The 18,316-nt window shown below is 34.5% G+C and carries 20 protein-coding genes and 1 riboswitch; of the genes, 12 read left to right on the top strand and 8 right to left on the bottom strand.

Annotated features, from left to right (window positions below; genetic code table 11):
- Window positions 1-79: 79 nt before the first annotated feature.
- The 6 genes from SJY37_RS12715 (at window position 80) to moeB (ending at window position 5,303) form a co-directional block, all read left to right on the top strand.
- Window positions 80-667: a thiamine phosphate synthase gene (locus SJY37_RS12715; protein WP_379953174.1), complete on the top strand. Its 588-nt coding sequence runs from the start codon at window positions 80-82 to the stop codon at window positions 665-667.
- A gap of 260 nt (window positions 668-927) precedes the next feature.
- Complete coding sequence (locus SJY37_RS12710; RefSeq protein ID WP_379953173.1) at window positions 928-1,704, top strand: hydroxymethylpyrimidine/phosphomethylpyrimidine kinase; 777 nt, start codon at window positions 928-930, stop codon at window positions 1,702-1,704.
- Entirely contained in the window at window positions 1,701-2,342 is a 642-nt protein-coding gene (thiE, locus tag SJY37_RS12705) for a thiamine phosphate synthase (protein ID WP_379953172.1), read from the top strand. The genes SJY37_RS12710 and thiE overlap by 4 nt, the downstream gene beginning before the upstream one ends.
- A 3-nt stretch (window positions 2,343-2,345) precedes the next feature.
- Window positions 2,346-3,116, top strand: coding sequence for a thiazole synthase (locus SJY37_RS12700; RefSeq protein WP_379953171.1), 771 nt, complete (start codon window positions 2,346-2,348; stop codon window positions 3,114-3,116).
- Window positions 3,117-3,127: 11 nt separating this feature from the next.
- On the top strand, window positions 3,128-4,246 hold the full coding sequence (gene thiH, locus SJY37_RS12695; protein WP_379953170.1) for a 2-iminoacetate synthase ThiH: 1,119 nt from the start codon (window positions 3,128-3,130) through the stop codon (window positions 4,244-4,246).
- A gap of 1 nt (window position 4,247) precedes the next feature.
- Complete coding sequence (gene moeB / locus SJY37_RS12690; protein WP_379953169.1) at window positions 4,248-5,303, top strand: molybdopterin-synthase adenylyltransferase MoeB; 1,056 nt, start codon at window positions 4,248-4,250, stop codon at window positions 5,301-5,303.
- An 86-nt stretch (window positions 5,304-5,389) separates the two neighbouring features.
- Here moeB and SJY37_RS12685 read toward each other — a convergent pair whose 3' ends face one another.
- Both SJY37_RS12685 and SJY37_RS12680 read right to left on the bottom strand, forming a co-directional pair.
- Window positions 5,390-5,818, bottom strand: a complete 429-nt coding sequence (locus tag SJY37_RS12685) for a peptidylprolyl isomerase (protein ID WP_379953168.1) — start codon at window positions 5,816-5,818, stop codon at window positions 5,390-5,392.
- 329 nt (window positions 5,819-6,147) lie between these two features.
- Window positions 6,148-6,576: a hypothetical protein gene (locus SJY37_RS12680; protein WP_379953167.1), complete on the bottom strand. Its 429-nt coding sequence runs from the start codon at window positions 6,574-6,576 to the stop codon at window positions 6,148-6,150.
- A 422-nt stretch (window positions 6,577-6,998) separates the two neighbouring features.
- Window positions 6,999-7,095, top strand: a riboswitch (SAM-I-IV-variant riboswitch).
- 47 nt (window positions 7,096-7,142) lie between these two features.
- Between SJY37_RS12680 and SJY37_RS12675 the strand changes: the two genes are divergently transcribed.
- A complete protein-coding gene (locus SJY37_RS12675; RefSeq protein WP_379953166.1) occupies window positions 7,143-8,465 on the top strand; it encodes a Na+/H+ antiporter NhaC family protein in 1,323 nt (440 codons plus the stop codon).
- Between the two features lie 149 nt (window positions 8,466-8,614).
- Here the strand turns inward: SJY37_RS12675 and SJY37_RS12670 are convergent, their stop codons facing one another.
- Together SJY37_RS12670 and SJY37_RS12665 are read right to left on the bottom strand one after the other, a co-directional pair.
- Window positions 8,615-9,313 (bottom strand): LytR/AlgR family response regulator transcription factor, encoded by a 699-nt coding sequence (locus SJY37_RS12670; RefSeq protein WP_379953165.1) that lies wholly within the window; start codon window positions 9,311-9,313, stop codon window positions 8,615-8,617.
- A 1-nt stretch (window position 9,314) separates the two neighbouring features.
- Entirely contained in the window at window positions 9,315-10,292 is a 978-nt protein-coding gene (locus tag SJY37_RS12665) for a sensor histidine kinase (RefSeq protein WP_379953164.1), read from the bottom strand.
- 308 nt (window positions 10,293-10,600) lie between these two features.
- On the opposite strand from SJY37_RS12665, the gene SJY37_RS12660 reads away from it, so the two are divergent.
- The 3 genes from SJY37_RS12660 to SJY37_RS12650 all read left to right on the top strand — a co-directional run bounded on the left by SJY37_RS12660 (window position 10,601) and on the right by SJY37_RS12650 (window position 13,568).
- Window positions 10,601-11,467, top strand: coding sequence for an ABC transporter ATP-binding protein (locus tag SJY37_RS12660; protein WP_379953163.1), 867 nt, complete (start codon window positions 10,601-10,603; stop codon window positions 11,465-11,467).
- A 1-nt stretch (window position 11,468) separates the two neighbouring features.
- The gene (locus SJY37_RS12655; protein WP_379953162.1) at window positions 11,469-13,019 is read left to right on the top strand and encodes a hypothetical protein; all 1,551 of its coding nucleotides are present in this window, start codon (window positions 11,469-11,471) and stop codon (window positions 13,017-13,019) included.
- A gap of 228 nt (window positions 13,020-13,247) precedes the next feature.
- Window positions 13,248-13,568 carry a hypothetical protein gene (locus tag SJY37_RS12650; RefSeq protein ID WP_379953161.1) on the top strand — a complete coding sequence of 107 codons (321 nt, stop codon included), beginning with the start codon at window positions 13,248-13,250 and terminating at the stop codon, window positions 13,566-13,568.
- Window positions 13,569-13,682: 114 nt separating this feature from the next.
- Here SJY37_RS12650 and SJY37_RS12645 read toward each other — a convergent pair whose 3' ends face one another.
- From SJY37_RS12645 to SJY37_RS12630, 4 genes are read right to left on the bottom strand one after another with little or no spacing between them, the layout of a single operon-like run.
- Window positions 13,683-14,531 carry a YceI family protein gene (locus tag SJY37_RS12645; protein WP_379953160.1) on the bottom strand — a complete coding sequence of 283 codons (849 nt, stop codon included), beginning with the start codon at window positions 14,529-14,531 and terminating at the stop codon, window positions 13,683-13,685.
- Complete coding sequence (locus SJY37_RS12640) at window positions 14,513-14,911, bottom strand: hypothetical protein (RefSeq protein ID WP_379953159.1); 399 nt, start codon at window positions 14,909-14,911, stop codon at window positions 14,513-14,515. The genes SJY37_RS12645 and SJY37_RS12640 overlap by 19 nt, the downstream gene beginning before the upstream one ends.
- A gap of 1 nt (window position 14,912) precedes the next feature.
- Window positions 14,913-15,455 (bottom strand): YceI family protein, encoded by a 543-nt coding sequence (locus SJY37_RS12635; protein ID WP_379953158.1) that lies wholly within the window; start codon window positions 15,453-15,455, stop codon window positions 14,913-14,915.
- A 23-nt stretch (window positions 15,456-15,478) separates the two neighbouring features.
- A complete protein-coding gene (locus SJY37_RS12630; RefSeq protein ID WP_379953157.1) occupies window positions 15,479-16,375 on the bottom strand; it encodes a DUF5777 family beta-barrel protein in 897 nt (298 codons plus the stop codon).
- A gap of 380 nt (window positions 16,376-16,755) precedes the next feature.
- Between SJY37_RS12630 and SJY37_RS12625 the strand changes: the two genes are divergently transcribed.
- Window positions 16,756-17,430, top strand: coding sequence for a fasciclin domain-containing protein (locus tag SJY37_RS12625; RefSeq protein WP_379953156.1), 675 nt, complete (start codon window positions 16,756-16,758; stop codon window positions 17,428-17,430).
- Window positions 17,431-17,629: 199 nt separating this feature from the next.
- Window positions 17,630-18,190, top strand: coding sequence for a DUF4494 domain-containing protein (locus tag SJY37_RS12620; protein ID WP_379953155.1), 561 nt, complete (start codon window positions 17,630-17,632; stop codon window positions 18,188-18,190).
- The last annotated feature ends 126 nt before the right edge of the window (window positions 18,191-18,316 follow it).

Here is an 18,316-nt window from a genome sequence, read left to right as displayed (position 1 = left end):
AGCGTGGGCAGGCTTTCCACTACAATCTTTTGCCAGAAAAAGGCAAAAGGATTTTCATTGCAATCCTTAACTCAAAAACATGATCATCGTACTATCACCAGAAAATGATATCTCTAATGAAGTAGAAATACTACACCAGTTATTTAAACGCGGATTAGCATGCTATCATGTAAGAAAGCCACATAAAAGTTATGAGGAATATTGCGCCTATATACAGGAGATTGATACTTCGTTTCATGACAGGGTTGTAGTGCACGATCATCATATGATAATCAACGAATTCAATCTCAAAGGAATCCATTTTAAGGAACAACATCGTATAGATCACATAGATAATCCTGGTAAGTATTTTAAAGAATTAAATATGTTCGGAAAAACGATAAGCTCTTCCTTTCATGATTTGCAAAATCTAGAAGATTGCTATTTTGAATTTGACTATCACTTTTTGAGTCCTGTGTTTAATTCCATTTCAAAGGAAGGCTATAAAGGCCGTGGCTTTGATGTAACTGAAAGCAATAAAACAATCATTGCCTTGGGCGGGATCTGCCCAGAAAATGTAGCACAAGTCAAACAACTAGGCTATAACGGAATTGCAGTTTTAGGAAGTATTTGGAAAGCAGAGAATCCGCTGCAGTGTTTTAAAAATATTAAAGCAGCATTTGGATAGCCTATATCAAAATAAAAAACAGTTTGCGTTAAGGATTGAACGGTTAGACTGCGCTTACCGCAGGCTATACTAAGATTAGAGGATATTTCAAGCGCATGAAAGTGATATTTAGAGGACTAAAAAGATAACAATAAAACAGTTCGCGTTAAGGATTGAGCGGTATGTTTGAGCTCTTTTTATGAATTTTTCGTTCATAAAAAAGCGAGTAGTGAAAGCCTGACCTGAAAGGGAACGTCCTAATAAAAAAGTAGAATATAGTATTGAAAACAAACAATTATATATTAACCATTGCAGGCCTAGACCCATCAAGTGGCGCAGGAATAACTTCAGATATTAAAACATTTGAAGCGCACCAACTATACGGTTTATCAGTATGTACCGCAGTTACGGTTCAAAATGACATCGATTTTAAAGAATGTGTGTGGATAGACAAAACTGTGATTATTTCTCAAATAGAAACGCTTTTTGAACGGTTTAAAATCTCCGTAGTGAAGATTGGTATTATTCAATCATGGGAAGTGCTGTCGCTTGTTTTGGAGAGGTTACATACGCTTAATCCTGAGATAAAAATCATTGTAGATCCCATCATAAAAGCGAGCGCTGGTTTTGATTTTCATAGCCTCGAGCATCAAGATATTTTGGATAAAATATGGTCACAATGTTATGTGATTACTCCTAATTATGATGAGATCCAACTACTGTATCCAGACCTCAGTATTGAGGAAACGATAGAACATATAAGGAGCTTGACAAATATTCACTTAAAAGGTGGACATAGAAAGGATAAAACAGGCTGGGATGTGATTTACCACAGTAAAACCGTTGTAAAACATATTGCTCCAAAGGCAGAAAAGGTGTTACAAAAACATGGAAGCGGTTGTGTGCTTTCGGCCGCGCTGGCGAGTAATATTTTGTTGCAGCAAGGTATAGAAGAAGCCTCGATAAACGCAAAATACTATACCGAAGCCTTTTTAAACTCAACTGATAGCTTACTAGGACAACACAGTTACCCATCACTAAAAATTAAATCGCAATGATACCAAAACTACATTATATCTCTCAGGGTAAATCGCCAGTAGTGCATCTTGATAACATAGAGAATGCTTGTATTCATGGCGCAACACTGGTGCAACTGCGCTTAAAGAATGTTCCTCTAGATCAGGTGCTGAATATAGCAAAGGAAGCGCGAAAAATTACTACTCACTTTAATACGAAACTCATCATCAATGATCATTATAAAATTGCAAAAGAGGTAAAAGCAGATGGTGTGCACTTAGGAAAAACCGACTCCTGCCCTACTGTCGCTAGAGAACATTTGTACTCTTGGCAAATTATAGGTGGCACAGCAAATACGCTAGAAGACTGTCAAGCATTAATAGACAAAGGTGTGGATTATATAGGTCTTGGTCCGTTACGATTTACATCTACTAAGAAGAATTTAAGCCCAATTTTAGGTTTTAACGGTTATCGTCTCATTACAGATGAATTAAAAACTAAAACTCCCATTATCGCAATCGGAGGAATCACTTTAAGCGACGTAACAAATCTACTAAAAACAGGTATTCATGGCATCGCTGTTTCTGGAGAAATTACCCATGATTTTACAAAAATAGAAGCCTTCCAGCAATCCCTAGGAGCATCATTAATAGAAGAACAACGCCATACATTTAAATAATATATGAACGATATTTTAAGAATAGCTGATAAGGAATTCAGCTCACGATTATTTACTGGAACTGGAAAATTTAGCGCAGATCATTTAATGACAGAGGCTTTGATAGCCTCTGAAAGCGAACTAATAACCGTTGCTCTAAAGCGTGTAGATGTTGGAAATGAGGAGGACACTATGCTGCAAAGCATTATGCGTCCTCATGTGAATATACTACCTAACACCTCTGGAGTACGAACTGCAACAGAAGCAGTTTTTGCAGCGCAACTAGCACGGGAGGCACTAGAGACTAATTGGATTAAACTAGAAATTCACCCCGATCCCAAATACCTTTTACCAGACCCTATAGAAACCCTCAAAGCCGCCGAAGAGCTTGTAAAGTTAGGTTTTGTAGTCATGCCATACATACATGCTGATCCTGTGTTATGTAAAAGGCTGGAAGATGTGGGTGTACAATGTGTAATGCCTTTAGGAGCACCCATAGGCACTAATAAAGGAATAAAAACGGTAGACTTTCTAGAAATTATCATTGAGCAAAGTAATGTACCTGTAATTGTAGATGCCGGTATTGGTAGTCCGTCGCATGCGGCTTATGCCATGGAGTTAGGAGCTGATGCTGTCTTAGTGAACACGGCCATCGCAGTGTCTAAAAATCCTGTAGCTATGGCAAAAGCATTTAAAATGGCAGTAAAGGCTGGTCGCATGGCTTACAATGCAAAATTAGCTCCGGTAAAAACATATGCAGAAGCTAGTAGCCCGCTGACTTCTTTTCTTAATTAAAACAACTGCCTATGTCTTTTAAAAACACTTTTGATACCTATAAATGGGATGCTGTAGAAAAAGAAATTTACAGCTATACAAGACAAGATGTACGGAACGTCCTTGATAAGGAGAAAATCGATTTAGAAGATTTTAAAGCGCTTATATCTCCTGCTGCCAAGGATTTTCTAGAAGAAATGGCACAACGTAGTCATGCGCTTACAAAGAAAAGATTTGGTAATACCATACAGATGTATATCCCGATGTATCTGTCTAATGAATGTCAGAATATTTGTACGTACTGTGGGTTTAGTATGACTAATAAAATCCCTCGTAAAACACTTAGTGATGCCGAGATTTTAAAAGAGGTAGCATTCTTGAAATCTAAAGGATACGATCACATTTTACTAGTTACCGGAGAAGCAAACAAAACGGTAGGTGTTTCTTATTTAAAGAACGCTATTGAACTCATAAGAGCACATTTTGCAAACATTAGCATCGAAGTGCAACCGCTAGATCAAGAGGAATATGAACAGCTTATAGAAGCTGGTTTATATGCCGTATTGGTATATCAAGAAACGTATCATGAAGCAACGTATAAAACGCATCATCCTAAGGGTAGAAAATCAAACTTCGATTATCGCTTAGATACACCTGACAGACTTGGTAAAGCTGGAATACATAAGATAGGTATTGGTGCTTTATTTGGTCTTGAAGATTGGCGTGTAGATAGTTTTTATACAGCCTTACATTTAAAATATTTACAAAAAACCTATTGGAAAACAAAGTACTCCATCTCCTTCCCTAGGCTAAGACCGCATCAAGGAGAAGTGCAACCTAAGGTTGAAATGACAGATGCAGATCTGGTGCAGCTTATTTGTGCATATCGCTTACTAGATGAAGATGTTGAGTTATCAATGTCTACTAGAGAAAGTGAACGTTTCCGTAATAATATTATAAGTCTGGGGATTACGTCTATAAGTGCGCAATCTAAGACAAACCCTGGAGGATATGTGGTAGACCCACAATCCTTAGAACAATTTGAAATCTCAGACGAGAGAGATACGGAAGAAATCAAACAAATGATAGAATCTCAAGGGTACCAAGCAGTTTGGAAAGATTGGGATAAAAGTTATTTTGAAATTGCTTAGCATGGAACTAACAACCGCCGAAAAACAACAATATAGCCGACATCTCATTCTAGATGAAATAGGATTAGAAGGTCAATTGAAAATCAAAAAAGCAAGCGTTTTAATCATAGGTGCAGGTGGCCTAGGCTGTCCAGTGTTACAATACCTTACTGCTGCGGGTGTTGGTAGCATTGGTGTTATAGACAACGACGTCGTTGAGCAATCCAATTTACAACGTCAAATTTTATATACTCATGATGATCTTGGGAATAACAAAGCCATATCAGCTACAAGGCGCTTAGAAAAGCTCAATCCTTATGTCAATTTTGATACATACCCAATGCGCCTTACTAGAGATAATGCGCTAGAGCTCTTTGCAAACTATGATATCATTGTAGATGGATCTGATAATTTTGCTACCCGATATTTAGTAAATGATGCTGCTGTATTAAAAGATAAACCTGTCGTGCTGGGTTCTATTTATAAATTTGAAGGTCAGCTGGCTGTATATAATTATAAAACTGGTCCTACCTACCGATGTTTATATCCAACACCTCCTAAGCAGAATGAAATGCCTAATTGCTCTGAAACCGGAGTGCTAGGCGCACTAGCAGGAATTATAGGTGCACTACAAGCCAATGAAGTATTAAAAATCATCTGTGGAATAGGTGATGTTCTTTCTGGCAAACTGCTCACCTATAATATGTTAAGCATGGAACAAATGATTTTGGGATTTGATAAGGATACCAGTATCATAGTTAGTCGTCTTAAAGATAAGTACGAGTTACAATGTGAATTTCCTATTGACAATATGGGTATTACAATAGATGAGATTAATGAATGTCCAGAAAAATACAATCTCCTAGACGTGAGAGAGCATCATGAAAGAGCAGTACATCATATAGGAGGGCAACATATTCCTTTAGGCGAACTGCAGAATAGAGCACATGAAGTATTGCAAACTAAAGATCTGGTTGTGTATTGTAAAGCTGGTGTACGTAGTAAAAAAGCTATCAAATTATTGCAAGAAGAAGACTTTGACTGCAGGCTTTTATATTTGACGGGGACTGTTTTGTAGTTTATTGCTGAACAACCTTAATTCTATACAAAAAGAAAACGCCTTAGCTATGCTAAGGCGTTTTATATACTTAATATTAAGTCGTCTTATGCAATCTCTAAAAGCTCAAGTTCAAACTCTAGTGTTTGTCCTGCTAGTGGGTGGTTTGCATCTACAATAATGTGATCTTCATTTACTTCAGATACACGTAACTGCTGCTCAGAACCATCAGGTCTAGAAGCTACTAATATAACACCTACTTCTGGTTTGATTTCTTCAGGTAATTGCGTTTTCGGTACTGTTTGAAATAACTCTTGCTGTACGTCACCGTAAGCTTCATCCTTAGTTATAGTAACCGTTTTCTTCTCGTTAACCGCCATATCTATTAAAGCATTCTCAAATCCTGGGATAAGTTGGCCTTTGCCAAGTTCTACCTGCAAAGGTTCTCTTTGTAAAGAGCTATCAAACACCTGTCCATCTGCTAATTTTCCTGTGTAGTGTACTTTTACTACATCATTTCCTTTTACTTTACTCATAATTACTTGTTTTTAATCGAATTATAATTTGCAAAACTACAAGAAGAAAATCGGCTTACGAAGGAATCCATCAATGAATCTAAAGACTGTAAAAACTTGTACTGTGATATGTAGTTTTACGATGATTCATAATAACCAATATTATCTCAAAAAATAAAGGCCTGACACCCCTGCCAGACCTTTATAAGCTCAAAAATCGTGAGCCCCTCTCACGATGTTGATTCAATTGAATTGTGCGCAAAACTACTTCTAATCTCAGAGAAGCATGAACGCTATTCAACAAGAAGCTAGTGCTATTGATAATCTTTTTGCCAGAGGTAAATTGATTATTAGACTTTATAAAGATTACTTATTTCATATTGATCCAACTTAGGAATAGCGGCGGTAAATACTTTAATCTCCCAGTGGCTTAAGTGCGGCATCATTTCCATAGGATGCTCAAAGAATATCGTATTATCTGCTGTTGTAAACGTAGCAGACGGAATAATATAAAAGGCTCTTGGAGCATCCTCTATTACTGTAACTAAACCCAAAAAACGGTGCGGTGCAATCTGTCCATAATCAAGCTTTTGAATTTTAATACTCTCCTCCTCTTTAACTTTGATGTTACGCAGCTGTAATTCGCTTGTTTTACCTGTAGGCGCTGTGATGAGAAAGTCTAGACCTTCTACCCTATTAATATCTGGAGTGATTGTAAAACCGGCTTTTGAGAGTTCGCTAGTAACAAAATCTAGTAGTTGTGATGTTTCGTTTTTCATAATGGGGTGCAAAGGTAATTATTTCTTTAAATAAGTATGATTACACAACCACCATAAAGATCCTATAAGAAGGTTAAATCAAATGTATTTTTAGCTGAGAGTTACGCTTTCGCGAAAGCGTAAAAAGAAAATATTTAATCATATTTCAAACAACATCAACCACAACTTAATAATTAAAAATGTAATGCGAATTATAAAGCGATGGACAGATAGCTGAGTCTCTTAAAAAATAAATAGATTCTTGTGTAATGTGATCAAGATACTATAGTCAGAGTACAAATAGCTTAAAATGAAATCTATATTATATAATGACGGTTCATAAGCACGAGTTATGCTGTCAGCTATTTAATTATAGAAATATTGAAAAATTAACTTTTTTTAAAGTTTAAAATATTATTTGAACACTAGTTTTGCGCTTTTAAATTATTTATCAAGAATCTCAATAAGGAGATAGCAACCTGCAATAACGAGCAAGGTGCTAAATAGATAAGCCAATTAATTGGAAACAATGTTAACTCATACTTCTATCTAATTGCTATTATCTCCTTGCAAGAATGAAGAAGAACATGACACAGACTACACAAATTACCCCAAAATTTACAGCCTTAATCCCGCTATTTGTATTTGTTATTACATTTTTAGGCGTTGGTATTTATCAAGAAGACTTTTATGCACTGCCTGCTCCTATGGCGGTTATTGCTGGAATTATTGTGGCTTTTATAATGTTTAAACAGACTATAAATGTTAAGATTGACATCTTACTCAAAGGATGTGGTGATGACAAAATTTTAACCATGTGCCTCATTTATTTACTTGCTGGGGCATTTGCCGCAATTACTAATGCTTCAGGGAGTGTAGATGCGATTGTAAACCTGGGCTTAGATTACATTGCGATACAATATATCTACGTAGGTATTTTTGTGATTGCTGGGTTTTTATCAGTTTCTACAGGGACTTCTGTGGGAGCAATTGTAGCTTTAGCACCCATTGTTGTTGGTTTTGCAGATAAAAGTAGCGCAGACCTTGCCATACTTTGTGGAGCTCTGCTAGGAGGTAGTATGTTTGGAGATAACCTCTCAGTAATTTCAGATACCACGATTGCTGCCACTCAATCTTTGGGAACAAAAATGAGTGATAAATTCAAGCAAAATATAAAGATTGCCGTTCCTGCTGCACTTATAACAATCGCTATCTTAATTTTTCAAGGAGTAGATCTAAAAACAGATGTTACAGAAACAGTTGTTTATGAATATGATGTAATAAAAATTACTCCTTATGTCCTCGTCATTATACTTTCTATTGTAGGTCTCAACGTTTTTGTAACGCTACTTGTAGGTGTACTTGCTGCAGCCTTACTAGGGATTCTTTATGGTGATTTTACCATTATTGAGTCCACAAAAATTGCCTACACAGGATTTACAAATATGACTGAGATTTTCTTGTTATCTCTACTCACTGGTGGTCTTGCTGCGCTTGTGGCTAGTAATGGCGGTATTGAGTTTATATTAGTTAATATTAAAAAATTCATTAAGAGTAAAAAAACTGCCCAACTTGGTATTGCAGCGCTGGTAAGTACCATCAATATGGCAATTGCAAATAACACCGTATCTATCATCGTTGCTGGACCTATAGCAAAAACCATTAATGATGAATATGAGTTAGACAATAAGAAAACGGCTTCTATTCTGGATATTTTCGCTTGTATCTTTCAGGGCTTATTACCTTATGGAGCCCAGGTTTTGATGATTTTGAGCTTCTCAGAAGGTAATATCAATTACTTAGATCTTGTAGCAAACACCTTGTATTTACTGCTGTTGTTTATAGTTACAATACTTTACATATTATTTATGAATGGAAATGAGAAGCACGCTTTCGCGAAAGCTAATTAATTTATCATCGAAGCACGTGGTTAGTACTAATGACGGGCAGGCTGTATGTAGAATTTTTTGCGAAAGCGATATTATATTAGTGGTTATTATTGCCGTTTACGAGAAATATACCTGAATAAAACTTATGTTTTTACATACTAACACAGCGCTTAGATTCTATCTAAAACCGCTTTTCTATACGATTTACCTATTGGTAATTTAAGATCGTTTTGTAATACTATTTGATTACCATCAATTAATTGTAATTGGTTAAAATTAATCAAGAATGACTTATGGATTCGTAAAAATTGGTTGGGTAACTTTTCTAGAAAATCAGATAATGTTTGTTGCGTTAATATCATGGAATCACTAACGAATATTTTAATGTAGTTACCGCAAGCTTCAATATGACTTATAGTGTTAAAATTGATCTTGATGAATTTCTTATCACTTTTTACAAATATGTACTCTTGTACATCTTCTTGTTGAGTATTACTGTAGGGTACACTCACCATTGCCGGCTTAACTTTATGAATCGCTTGGATAAATCGCTCTAGTGAAAATGGTTTTAATAAATAGTCTGTAACAGATAGTTCAAAACCTTCAAGAGCATATTCTGAATAAGCCGTCGTAATGATTACTGCTGGTTTTTGCTCCATAGTTTTTAGTAAACTCAAACCTGAAAGCTTAGGCATATTAATGTCTAAAAATAGTACATCAATAGTTTCTTTTTGAAGTGTTTCCATGACTTCAAATGCATTTTTACAGGAGGCTACTAATTCTAATTGCGGAAGCTCTTGAATATAATTTTCTAATATTTGACGGGCAATTGGCTCATCATCTGCTAGAATACATTTTAGTATGTTCATGTTATAAATGTAGCGTTAATACAATACTAAATAGCTTCTCACTCTTTTGAATTGTTAGTTCATGTTTCTCAGGATATATTAATGCCAATCTTTTCTTTGCATTTTCTAATCCAATACCGCTTTTACCTTTCTCTAGATGTTCCTCATTTAATATAGATGTCTCACTTGTATTTACACAACTAAAGGTTATCCTATTGTGTTCTTCTTTTATTGAAATAACGACACTCCCCTTTTCTTTATTTGATACATGTAAATGCTTGAAAGCATTTTCTACAAAAACTATTAATAGCATAGGTGCTATTGACACATCATCTAGATTTCCCTTTTTTGTGAGGGATATTTGCGTTGTATTTTCTAATCTAATTTTTTCTAAAGAGATATAATTCTCTAAGTATTCTATTTCCTTGGTAAGCGGTACAAGAGTCTCCTTAGTTTCATATAAACTATAGCGTAACAAGTCTGAAAGTTTCAACATTAAGCTGGGTAGTTTATCAGACTTTATAACAGATAATCCGTATAAATTGTTGAGGGTATTAAATAGGAAATGTGGGTTTAACTGCGCTTTCAGTAATTTTAATTCGGCTTCTTTTTCTTCTTGTCTTCTTGTAAAACTATCTCTTGCTAATTTCATGGCTATAGCACAAACAAGTGCTAATATCATGATACCAAAGAAATTCAAAAACATTTCTAATTTAAAATCTCCCTCTATTCCCATTTTAATGAAGAAGACTGCAACTACTGTAAATATGATGGTATTTAATAAGAACAGAAAGATAAATATGAGAAGCTTTTTTCTAAATAAAGGAAGTATAAATAGATTGTTTAGATAGACTGGAGGTGCAAGTAATGCAATAGCAAATAGCGCAGATAATGCTCTATTTTCTGACTGAATACTCGTTAATAAAATCAAGAATAAGAAAAACCATACAAAGAGGTTTTGTACGATTTTGTTATCTATCCAATGGTCTAGTTTTGACATTACACGGAGTTTAAGTCTACTCAAAAATACCACATCATCCTCTTAGTATTATTTTAAATGATGAAAGTCGCATTTTCTTATCTGAACATACATTTTATAGAGACAAGCCTACTTTGTGACTACATCATTTTAATAGAGCCCTTTATCATTCTTATTTTTTAATAGTAATTGATTATAAGAGTTTTGAGGTGTGATTGAGAATAGATGCTCCTTGAGCATTTCATCCTTTTTGATAGCTATACTTATTTAAATAACTACATATAATTAAGACGCGCTAGCAACAATCATAAAACGAAATAACAAATAATATGATGAAACTAGAAATTCAAAATGTATCAAAAAGGTACTCCAAAAATAAGTACGGATTAAAAGACTTTTCTATTACTATTGAGAAAGGCATACTAGGCTTGCTAGGTCCTAACGGTGCAGGAAAGTCTACATTACTTAAGATGATAGCCACTGTAAATAAACCTAGTGATGGGCGTATTTTATTAAACAAAAATAATATTATTAAAGATCCTAATTATATGCGACAGCAATTAGGGTTTCTGCCTCAAGATTTTGGGGTGTACCCTAATCTTAATGCTTTTGAGTTTCTAGAATATATGGCTGCCATTAAGGGTGTAGGTGGACCTAACTTAAAACCAAGAATTAAAGAGTTGCTAGAAGGCTTAAATCTACAAGAAGCCAGCCATAGGCCTATAGGTGGCTACTCTGGAGGAATGAAGCAACGTGTGGGTATTGCTCAAGTTTTATTAAATAATCCTAAGATTGTAATCTTTGATGAGCCTACAGTGGGACTTGATCCTGAGGAGCGTGTACGCTTTAGAAATCTCATTTCGGATTTGGCAAACGATTGTATTGTGATACTCTCTTCACACATTGTTTCAGACATTGATACCATTGCAGATAACGTTGCAATTATAAAAAATGGAAGTTTAATTACTCATGGAAACCAAGACCAAATAATCGCTACTGTTAACAATAAGGTGTTTGAAATAACAATTAAAATAGAAGAATTAAGCACTTTCAAATTGCAGCATACCATTGTAAGTACTTCTAGAAAAAAAGGGGACATCAAAGTTCGATTTATTACAGAAAAGCCTGTAGAAAGGGCAACTAAAATGGAAGGCAATTTAGAAGATGCCTATTTGTATATGACTAAAAATAATTGATATGGCGCCATTTTTCAATATTATAAAATTAGATTATTTGCAACGCACTAGAAGCTATGCCTTTTTAATAACGCTTTGTGCAAGCCTCGTAATTGCTTACTCTTTTGTTCCTGAGCCAAATTCAAACTATTCTACAATAAGAATTTCTGGATATGTAGGGTACTATAATGCTGCGTGGTTTGGTTATGTAACCGCAATTATGACTAGCTTCTTTCTGTCATTAATTGGTTTTTATTTAATCAACAGTGGTTTAAAAAAAGACATAGAAACAAAAGTTGGTCAAATTATAGCTTCTACTTCTATATCAAATTTTAAGTATCTACTTGCTAAAACACTAAGTAACTTCTTAATACTATCGACCATCGTTGGGGTTGTTTTTATAATGAGTATCATACTCTTTGTGTTATACAATGAAGGATACTCCTTTGAACTATATCAATTTATAAAACCCTATCTGCTCATTACAATTCCAACCATGTTTTTGATTTCAGTAATAGCAGTTGTGTTTGAAGTGTTTTTAGGTAGATTTTCGGTCTTACAGAATATAGGGTACTTCTTCCTGTTTTCTGCACTAATCACCTTTACACCTATAAATGAATCTGAATTTAACTATGATTTGTTTGGAAGCAAAATAGTCATTCATCAATTGGAAGAAATGGTGAGAGAGCTTACAATTACTGATGAAAACTCAAACTTAAGTATTGGATATATACTAAGTGATATTGATTCGTCTAAAAAATTCCTTTTCAATGGAATGGACTTTTCTATGTCCTTTATCATAAGCCGATTCATTTGGGTGGTTTTAGGCTTTATAATCATTGCCATAATCTCACCATTTTTTCATCGATTTAATATGAGGAAGCTTAAGTCTACAAAGAAGCTCAACAACTTTACAGAAAATGAGATCAGTAGTAAAAATATAAATTTATTAAAACTACCCAAAGCACAAATCAATTACAGCATTCTTCCTTTAATAAAAACAGAGTTGATACTATTATTTAGAAAAGGTAAAAAATGGTTGTGGCTTATTAATCTTCTCGGGATGCTGCTATTAGTCGTATTGCCTTTAAAAGTTTCTCATCAAATAGTTTTACCGGTTCTTTGGTTTTTACAAGTTAGTAGATTGTCTGATTTAACATCCAAAGAGATCACAAATAATCTTTCTCATTTTGTATTTACTTCTTATAAACCTTTAGGTAGATTATTACTTTCCCAAGTAAGTGCCGCAGTTATTTTAATGCTACTTCTCGCCTTTCCTCTAATAATTCGTTTAGGATTATTAATAAATTTTGAAGGTATGCTAGCGATTATTTTCGGAGGTGTTATTGTTGTTATGGTTGCGGCCTTATTAGGAATTATCTCTAAAGGTAAAAAGCTATTTGAAGTACTCTTCTTCATGATTACTTATGCAAATATCAACCTAGTTTTGTTTGTAGATTACTTTGGTGCACTTAAGCATCATAAATTATATGTAATACAACTTGCAGTTCTAGGATTTCTTCTATTATGTGCTAGTTTGTTGATTAAAAAAAATCAATTGGAGAACGACTGACAATAATTATCAACTAGAATTGTTAATCTGTTTCTATAATTTGTAAACTCTGAGACAATCACGACTTTATATAGCCTTTAATAATAGATGTTGTGGTCATTCTATTTTTAAGGAAAAGTACCGCTTTCGCGAAAGCAAAAAAATATATGCAAACCAAATCAACATTATTTTTATATGTAATGCTGTAACTATACTCCTATTGTCATTTTATGATTATAAAGTTCCTTATTGTTAAAGCTATCCCAAAATCAAGCCTTACCGAAAACCGTGATAGAAGTTGCTGGAACTATCGCAAAAACCATTAATGATGAATATGAGTTAGACAATAAGAAAACGGCTTCTATTCTGGATATTTTCGCTTGTATCTTTCAGGGCTTATTACCTTATGGAGCGCAGGTTTTAATGATTTTGAGCTTCTCAGAAGGTAATATCAATTACTTAGATCTTGTAGCAAATACTTGGTATTTATTGCTGTTGTTTATAGTTACAATACTTTACATATTATTTATGAATGGAAATGAGAAGCACACTTTCGCGAAAGCTAACTAATTTATCATCGAAGCACGTGATTAGTACTAATGACGGGCAGGCTGTATGTAGAATTTTTAGCAAAAGCGAATAAAGGCAAGCTAGATAATAGCATCATCTAGCTTGCCATATTTTTTATTGATTAGTCAATATTACAATTGTTACGTCAATATCTTCCCAAACTTTATTCTCATGATAATCACCGCATACACTATCTAGCGCATCATAACCTAACTGCCAGTTGAAAATATTCATATCTGGAATACTTCCAGAAAGCACAAGACTATCCTCATTTACAACAATATCAAAAGTCTCTGTTGCTGTGATTCCATTCATTTCAAAAAGTATGGTGACTTCATTGTTATCATAACTAATTACATCTCCTATGATATCTGGTGTAAAGGCACTGAAAAATGTTCCTACATTAGTGGTTCTCTCTGACTCATTACCCACATTAACAGAGCTTGTATTTACAGTTACCTTAGCATTATCGAGTAAGTCAATAGGTACAATTGCGCTTTCGTTAAGTTCGTAGCTTATTTCATCAAAGGTACCGCTCACTCCTGCCCTATTATCGTAGTCTGGGTATTTATATGCTGTCCATTCTATTTGTATTCTAGCTGCAGGAACTTCTTCTTCATTTGCACTTAATAACGCTAAGAAAGTCTGGAAACTCTCACTCTCTTCTTGAGTAAGTTGGACAGCATCGGCTGGTGGCATTACAGTATTTGAAGTAGAAGATATACGACTTACCATCTGTACGATATTTGATTTAGTTTTTTCATACGTATCGTAGCGGTTGTTACCTTCAATATGATATATATGGCAGGAAATACACTTATTATCAATGACTTGTTTTAAAGTAGTTGTGTAAAACTCTTGAGCCGCGGCATCATTTACAGGGTACTCAACATCTGCTTGCTCTGAGGTACAGCCGGTCATTACGAGTAGACCTAGTACAATTATTAATTTATAAGCTGACATTTTGATAATATAATTTCATTAAACATCTCATCTAATCCACTGTAAACCCCTTTCACAGTTATTTCATTTCCTATAGTCAAGGACCCTTCCAGTTGAGCGTTATGTATTTCACACTTTATTTGCTCATTAAGAATAACAATGGTTGTTTGTTCTCCTTTTTCTAATAATGAGACCTTACCGGTAACCTCGATAACTTGATTTAATAAGGTACGAGCAGCCTCTGTATCAGATTCCATCTTGTCAATTAAGGTGGTTGCTGTAACTTTCAAATCTGCATTTGAGGTAGTAACAGTTTCTGCGGGCTTATTAAATGAATAAATTCCGTAAACAATAGCTCCTACAATGACTAAAAGCGCAACAATACTTATCTTTTTAACCATATTACTTATAATTTGCTACAAGATTAACATCAATGTCTGCTGCAATTTTGTCTTTTACAAGAGATGGTATTTCAATGTCATATGTTTCTAAAACAAGTTTGAAGTCACTAGTGACTTTTAAGGTTTTGTCTTTCATCACTTCAATAGTCGCTTTAACAGACGTAGGTTGTTTTTTACCATGAAAAAGCATAGTGCCATTAATATTTACATCTTTATAAACTTGAGGAGAATTTAAATCAATATCTGTTTCAAAAGTTCCTTGAAATTTTGCAGATGGGTACTTATCTGAGTGCACATATTTTTCATTAAAGTGCTCCTCCATCAAGGCTTTTTCAAATTTGAAAGATTTGAGTAAAACATTAAAAGCTATTAACTTCTTCTCTATATTAAGAATGCTAGCTGCTTGATTACTTGTAGCCTCAATATTTTCTATAGGGGTTTTTGAGGAGAAAGAGATAGTGCCCGTTCTAGTAACTAGCTTTTCTTGTGCTTGAGTAAGGCTTGAAGCAAAGACTAGAAATAAAATTGCGATTGATTTGTACATGGTATAAGAGTTAAATTGATTTGTTATAATGAGAATTCTCGCAGTATGCTGAAACCGAAGTTAATATCACGATTGAAGAAATTACCGCTTTGATTGATAGCAAATTTCCCTGGGTGTAAAGCAAATGCATTTGTAAAAAACAATTGGAAAACATGGCCGCCTGTCTCTATATCAAGACCTAAAGCGAGCGTATTCTTGCGAGCACTGTGCGCATCAAAGGTAGGTAGCGTGTAATAATACTCCCCATTAATCGAAATAGATCTCGATATGAGATAACGACCTCCTACAGCTATAGAATATATAGCGTTAGGATCTTCCTGAGTTTCAGTTAAGTTTCTGTAAACTAGTGTAGGAGAAAGTTGAAGGGATAATTTTTCTGAAAACTTGCGACTTATAAGTAATTGATTTACATATTCTAGTCTTCCTGAGAAGTTATTATTACGTGCCTCTGGAAAATACTCTCTAGTCTTAATATCTAAGCTCCCAAAATAGCTTAATGCAAAAGGGAAAGACTTTGATCCAGATCTTTGTCTAAGAGCACTAATCTTAATACTATTTGAATAGGTTTTGTCTGGCTTATTCGATCTCGCCACACCCAGTTGAATATAGTCTGTAAGGCCATATTCTAGACTAAAGTGCATATTATTAATTTGATCAAGACCAAAGAAATTGTCAATACCTTTTATTTTTCCAAAAACGTGTGAGATTCTAAAATGTAATTGACTTTTCTTTACACGTTCAGTAGATTGCCCGATAAGTAATCTAGTAGATTTAAATGAAGCGATTACTTCGTTGTCTCCTTCTATAGTAAGGTCATCAAGTTCTGAGAATAAATCATCGATTTCTGTTTCTTGTGGTTCTTGAGATTGAATGCTTAGCGAGAATACTACACTGAATAGTATTGACAAGAAAAATTTCATTAATAAGGTATAAGTTGGTTAGCTTAAGTTTGTTAAGACCTTTTTTAAGAGGTTTTACAAATTCAGCTCAAATTTAGAGTATAATCACAAATAATCTTAACAAATTTTAACTTTTAATCAGAGTAACAGAAAGTTACCTCAATAATTACTCGCATTACTATATATATGTCACAAAGGCACTTATGACGTGCCATGCTATGATGAGTTCTTAAATTTGTAAATCAGATTACGCTTAAAGTCTTATCACAAACGTTTTATTTAGAATTTCACTTTCTAACGTATACTGTTAAACCTATCCCAAATTCAAACCTTACCGAGAACCGTACGAGAAGCTGCTGCGTTATATATGTAAATCTATATAACACAAACACTAAACAATTATGAAAACAGTAAACGTATTATCAATGGCACTTTGTGCAGGACTTTTATCACTTGCATCATGTGAAGGTTCAAAAAATGTAGGAAAAGAAGAAGCAGCAGATCAAAAAGAGATGATGGATGATAAGTTGTCTCAAGTGGAGGATATGATGGACGATAAAATGTCTGAGGGTGAAGATATGATGGATGAAATGACAGTGATGGTAGGTGGTGCAGCAATGTATCCTTCTAAAAATATTGTTGAGAATGCTGTAAACTCTAAAGACCATACTACCCTAGTTGCTGCTGTAAAAGCTGCAGGTCTTGTAGAAACTTTACAAGGAGAAGGTCCATTTACAGTTTTTGCTCCAACAAACGCTGCCTTTGAGAAGCTTCCAGCAGGAACAGTAGCAACACTACTTAAGCCAGAAAGTAAAACAGCTTTACAAGGTGTACTTACGTACCATGTAGTTGCAGGAAAATTTGATGCAGCTGCTATTATGAGCGAGATCAAAAAGAACAACGGTACGGCTACATTTACTACTGTAAACGGTGGTAAACTAATGGCTTCTGTAAAAGGAACATCAGTAGTTCTTATGGATCAAAATGGAAACAGCTCTACAGTAACTATTGCAGATGTAATGCAGTCTAACGGTGTGATACACGTAGTAGATACAGTGGTTTTACCAGCTAAATAATTATAAGAATACCCAACTTGAAAAGCGTCAACTGTAAATTATAGTTGGCGCTTTTTTTATTTCAGCTTTTTTATGCGGTAAATCACTCGTATTAAAAGAGCTAGCTTCATGAATTGGAGATTGTGAATATCTATTGTTGTTTTTTACTTTTTCGCCTTGAGCTAACCCCTATTTTTGGCAACCTTAAAATAAAAAAGATATGAGTGCAACTTGGTATGAGTGCAAAGTAAAGTATAGAAAATTTGATGAGGCATCTGGAACTCAAAAGGTAAAAACAGAGCCTTTTCTAGTAGATGCAATATCATATACAGAAGCAGAAAGTAGAATAACGCAAGAAATGGCTGCCTACTTAAGTGATAGCGAAGAAATCAAAATCACAAACATAAAAGTAGCAAACTACGCAGAGATACATCCGTTTGAAAACTCAGATAGATGGTTTAAATCTCGTGTATCACTCATTGCTTATGATGAGGAAAGTGGTAAAGAGCGTAAGACTAATCAATATTTGCTTGTACAAGCAAATGATGTGAAGGGAGCCTTTGATAACACTGTTGTCACTATGAAAGACACGATGGGTGAATATACAATTCCAGCAGTTTCTGAATCACCTATTATGGATGTATTCCCATACTTTTCTGGTGAGGAAGAAGATCTTGAACGTCTAGAGGAGTTTACTAGAATTAAAGATTCTGTTCCTGTAGATTATAGCGAAAACAAGGAGCAAGCCATGGCAGACTCACTCGTTACCGAAGAAGAATAGATTAGACGATTTTACATAGAATCTACTATAAAGAGGCTGTTTATATACTTATAGGCAGCCTCTTTATTTTTAATAACACATGCATTCCATAACTGCAGTAAGACCCACGCGGGATGAGTATCTTTG

The sequence above is a fragment of the Dokdonia sp. R78006 genome (genome assembly GCF_042466145.1).
Taxonomy (GTDB): domain Bacteria; phylum Bacteroidota; class Bacteroidia; order Flavobacteriales; family Flavobacteriaceae; genus Dokdonia.
This window is presented reverse-complemented; position numbering and strand designations above follow the sequence as displayed.

What these genes read in the sequence shown, in the direction of transcription:
- SJY37_RS12715 (WP_379953174.1), top strand. Translation starts at nt 80, where the DNA reads ATGATCATCGTACTATCACCAGAAAATGATATCTCTAATGAAGTAGAA.
- thiE (WP_379953172.1), top strand. Translation starts at nt 1,701, where the DNA reads ATGATACCAAAACTACATTATATCTCTCAGGGTAAATCGCCAGTAGTG.
- SJY37_RS12700 (WP_379953171.1), top strand. Translation starts at nt 2,346, where the DNA reads ATGAACGATATTTTAAGAATAGCTGATAAGGAATTCAGCTCACGATTA.
- thiH (WP_379953170.1), top strand. Translation starts at nt 3,128, where the DNA reads ATGTCTTTTAAAAACACTTTTGATACCTATAAATGGGATGCTGTAGAA.
- moeB (WP_379953169.1), top strand. Translation starts at nt 4,248, where the DNA reads ATGGAACTAACAACCGCCGAAAAACAACAATATAGCCGACATCTCATT.
- SJY37_RS12685 (WP_379953168.1), bottom strand. Translation starts at nt 5,818, where the DNA reads ATGAGTAAAGTAAAAGGAAATGATGTAGTAAAAGTACACTACACAGGA.
- SJY37_RS12680 (WP_379953167.1), bottom strand. Translation starts at nt 6,576, where the DNA reads ATGAAAAACGAAACATCACAACTACTAGATTTTGTTACTAGCGAACTC.
- SJY37_RS12675 (WP_379953166.1), top strand. Translation starts at nt 7,143, where the DNA reads ATGACACAGACTACACAAATTACCCCAAAATTTACAGCCTTAATCCCG.
- SJY37_RS12670 (WP_379953165.1), bottom strand. Translation starts at nt 9,313, where the DNA reads ATGAACATACTAAAATGTATTCTAGCAGATGATGAGCCAATTGCCCGT.
- SJY37_RS12665 (WP_379953164.1), bottom strand. Translation starts at nt 10,292, where the DNA reads ATGTCAAAACTAGACCATTGGATAGATAACAAAATCGTACAAAACCTC.
- SJY37_RS12660 (WP_379953163.1), top strand. Translation starts at nt 10,601, where the DNA reads ATGATGAAACTAGAAATTCAAAATGTATCAAAAAGGTACTCCAAAAAT.
- SJY37_RS12655 (WP_379953162.1), top strand. Translation starts at nt 11,469, where the DNA reads ATGGCGCCATTTTTCAATATTATAAAATTAGATTATTTGCAACGCACT.
- SJY37_RS12645 (WP_379953160.1), bottom strand. Translation starts at nt 14,531, where the DNA reads ATGTCAGCTTATAAATTAATAATTGTACTAGGTCTACTCGTAATGACC.
- SJY37_RS12640 (WP_379953159.1), bottom strand. Translation starts at nt 14,911, where the DNA reads ATGGTTAAAAAGATAAGTATTGTTGCGCTTTTAGTCATTGTAGGAGCT.
- SJY37_RS12635 (WP_379953158.1), bottom strand. Translation starts at nt 15,455, where the DNA reads ATGTACAAATCAATCGCAATTTTATTTCTAGTCTTTGCTTCAAGCCTT.
- SJY37_RS12630 (WP_379953157.1), bottom strand. Translation starts at nt 16,375, where the DNA reads ATGAAATTTTTCTTGTCAATACTATTCAGTGTAGTATTCTCGCTAAGC.
- SJY37_RS12625 (WP_379953156.1), top strand. Translation starts at nt 16,756, where the DNA reads ATGAAAACAGTAAACGTATTATCAATGGCACTTTGTGCAGGACTTTTA.
- SJY37_RS12620 (WP_379953155.1), top strand. Translation starts at nt 17,630, where the DNA reads ATGAGTGCAACTTGGTATGAGTGCAAAGTAAAGTATAGAAAATTTGAT.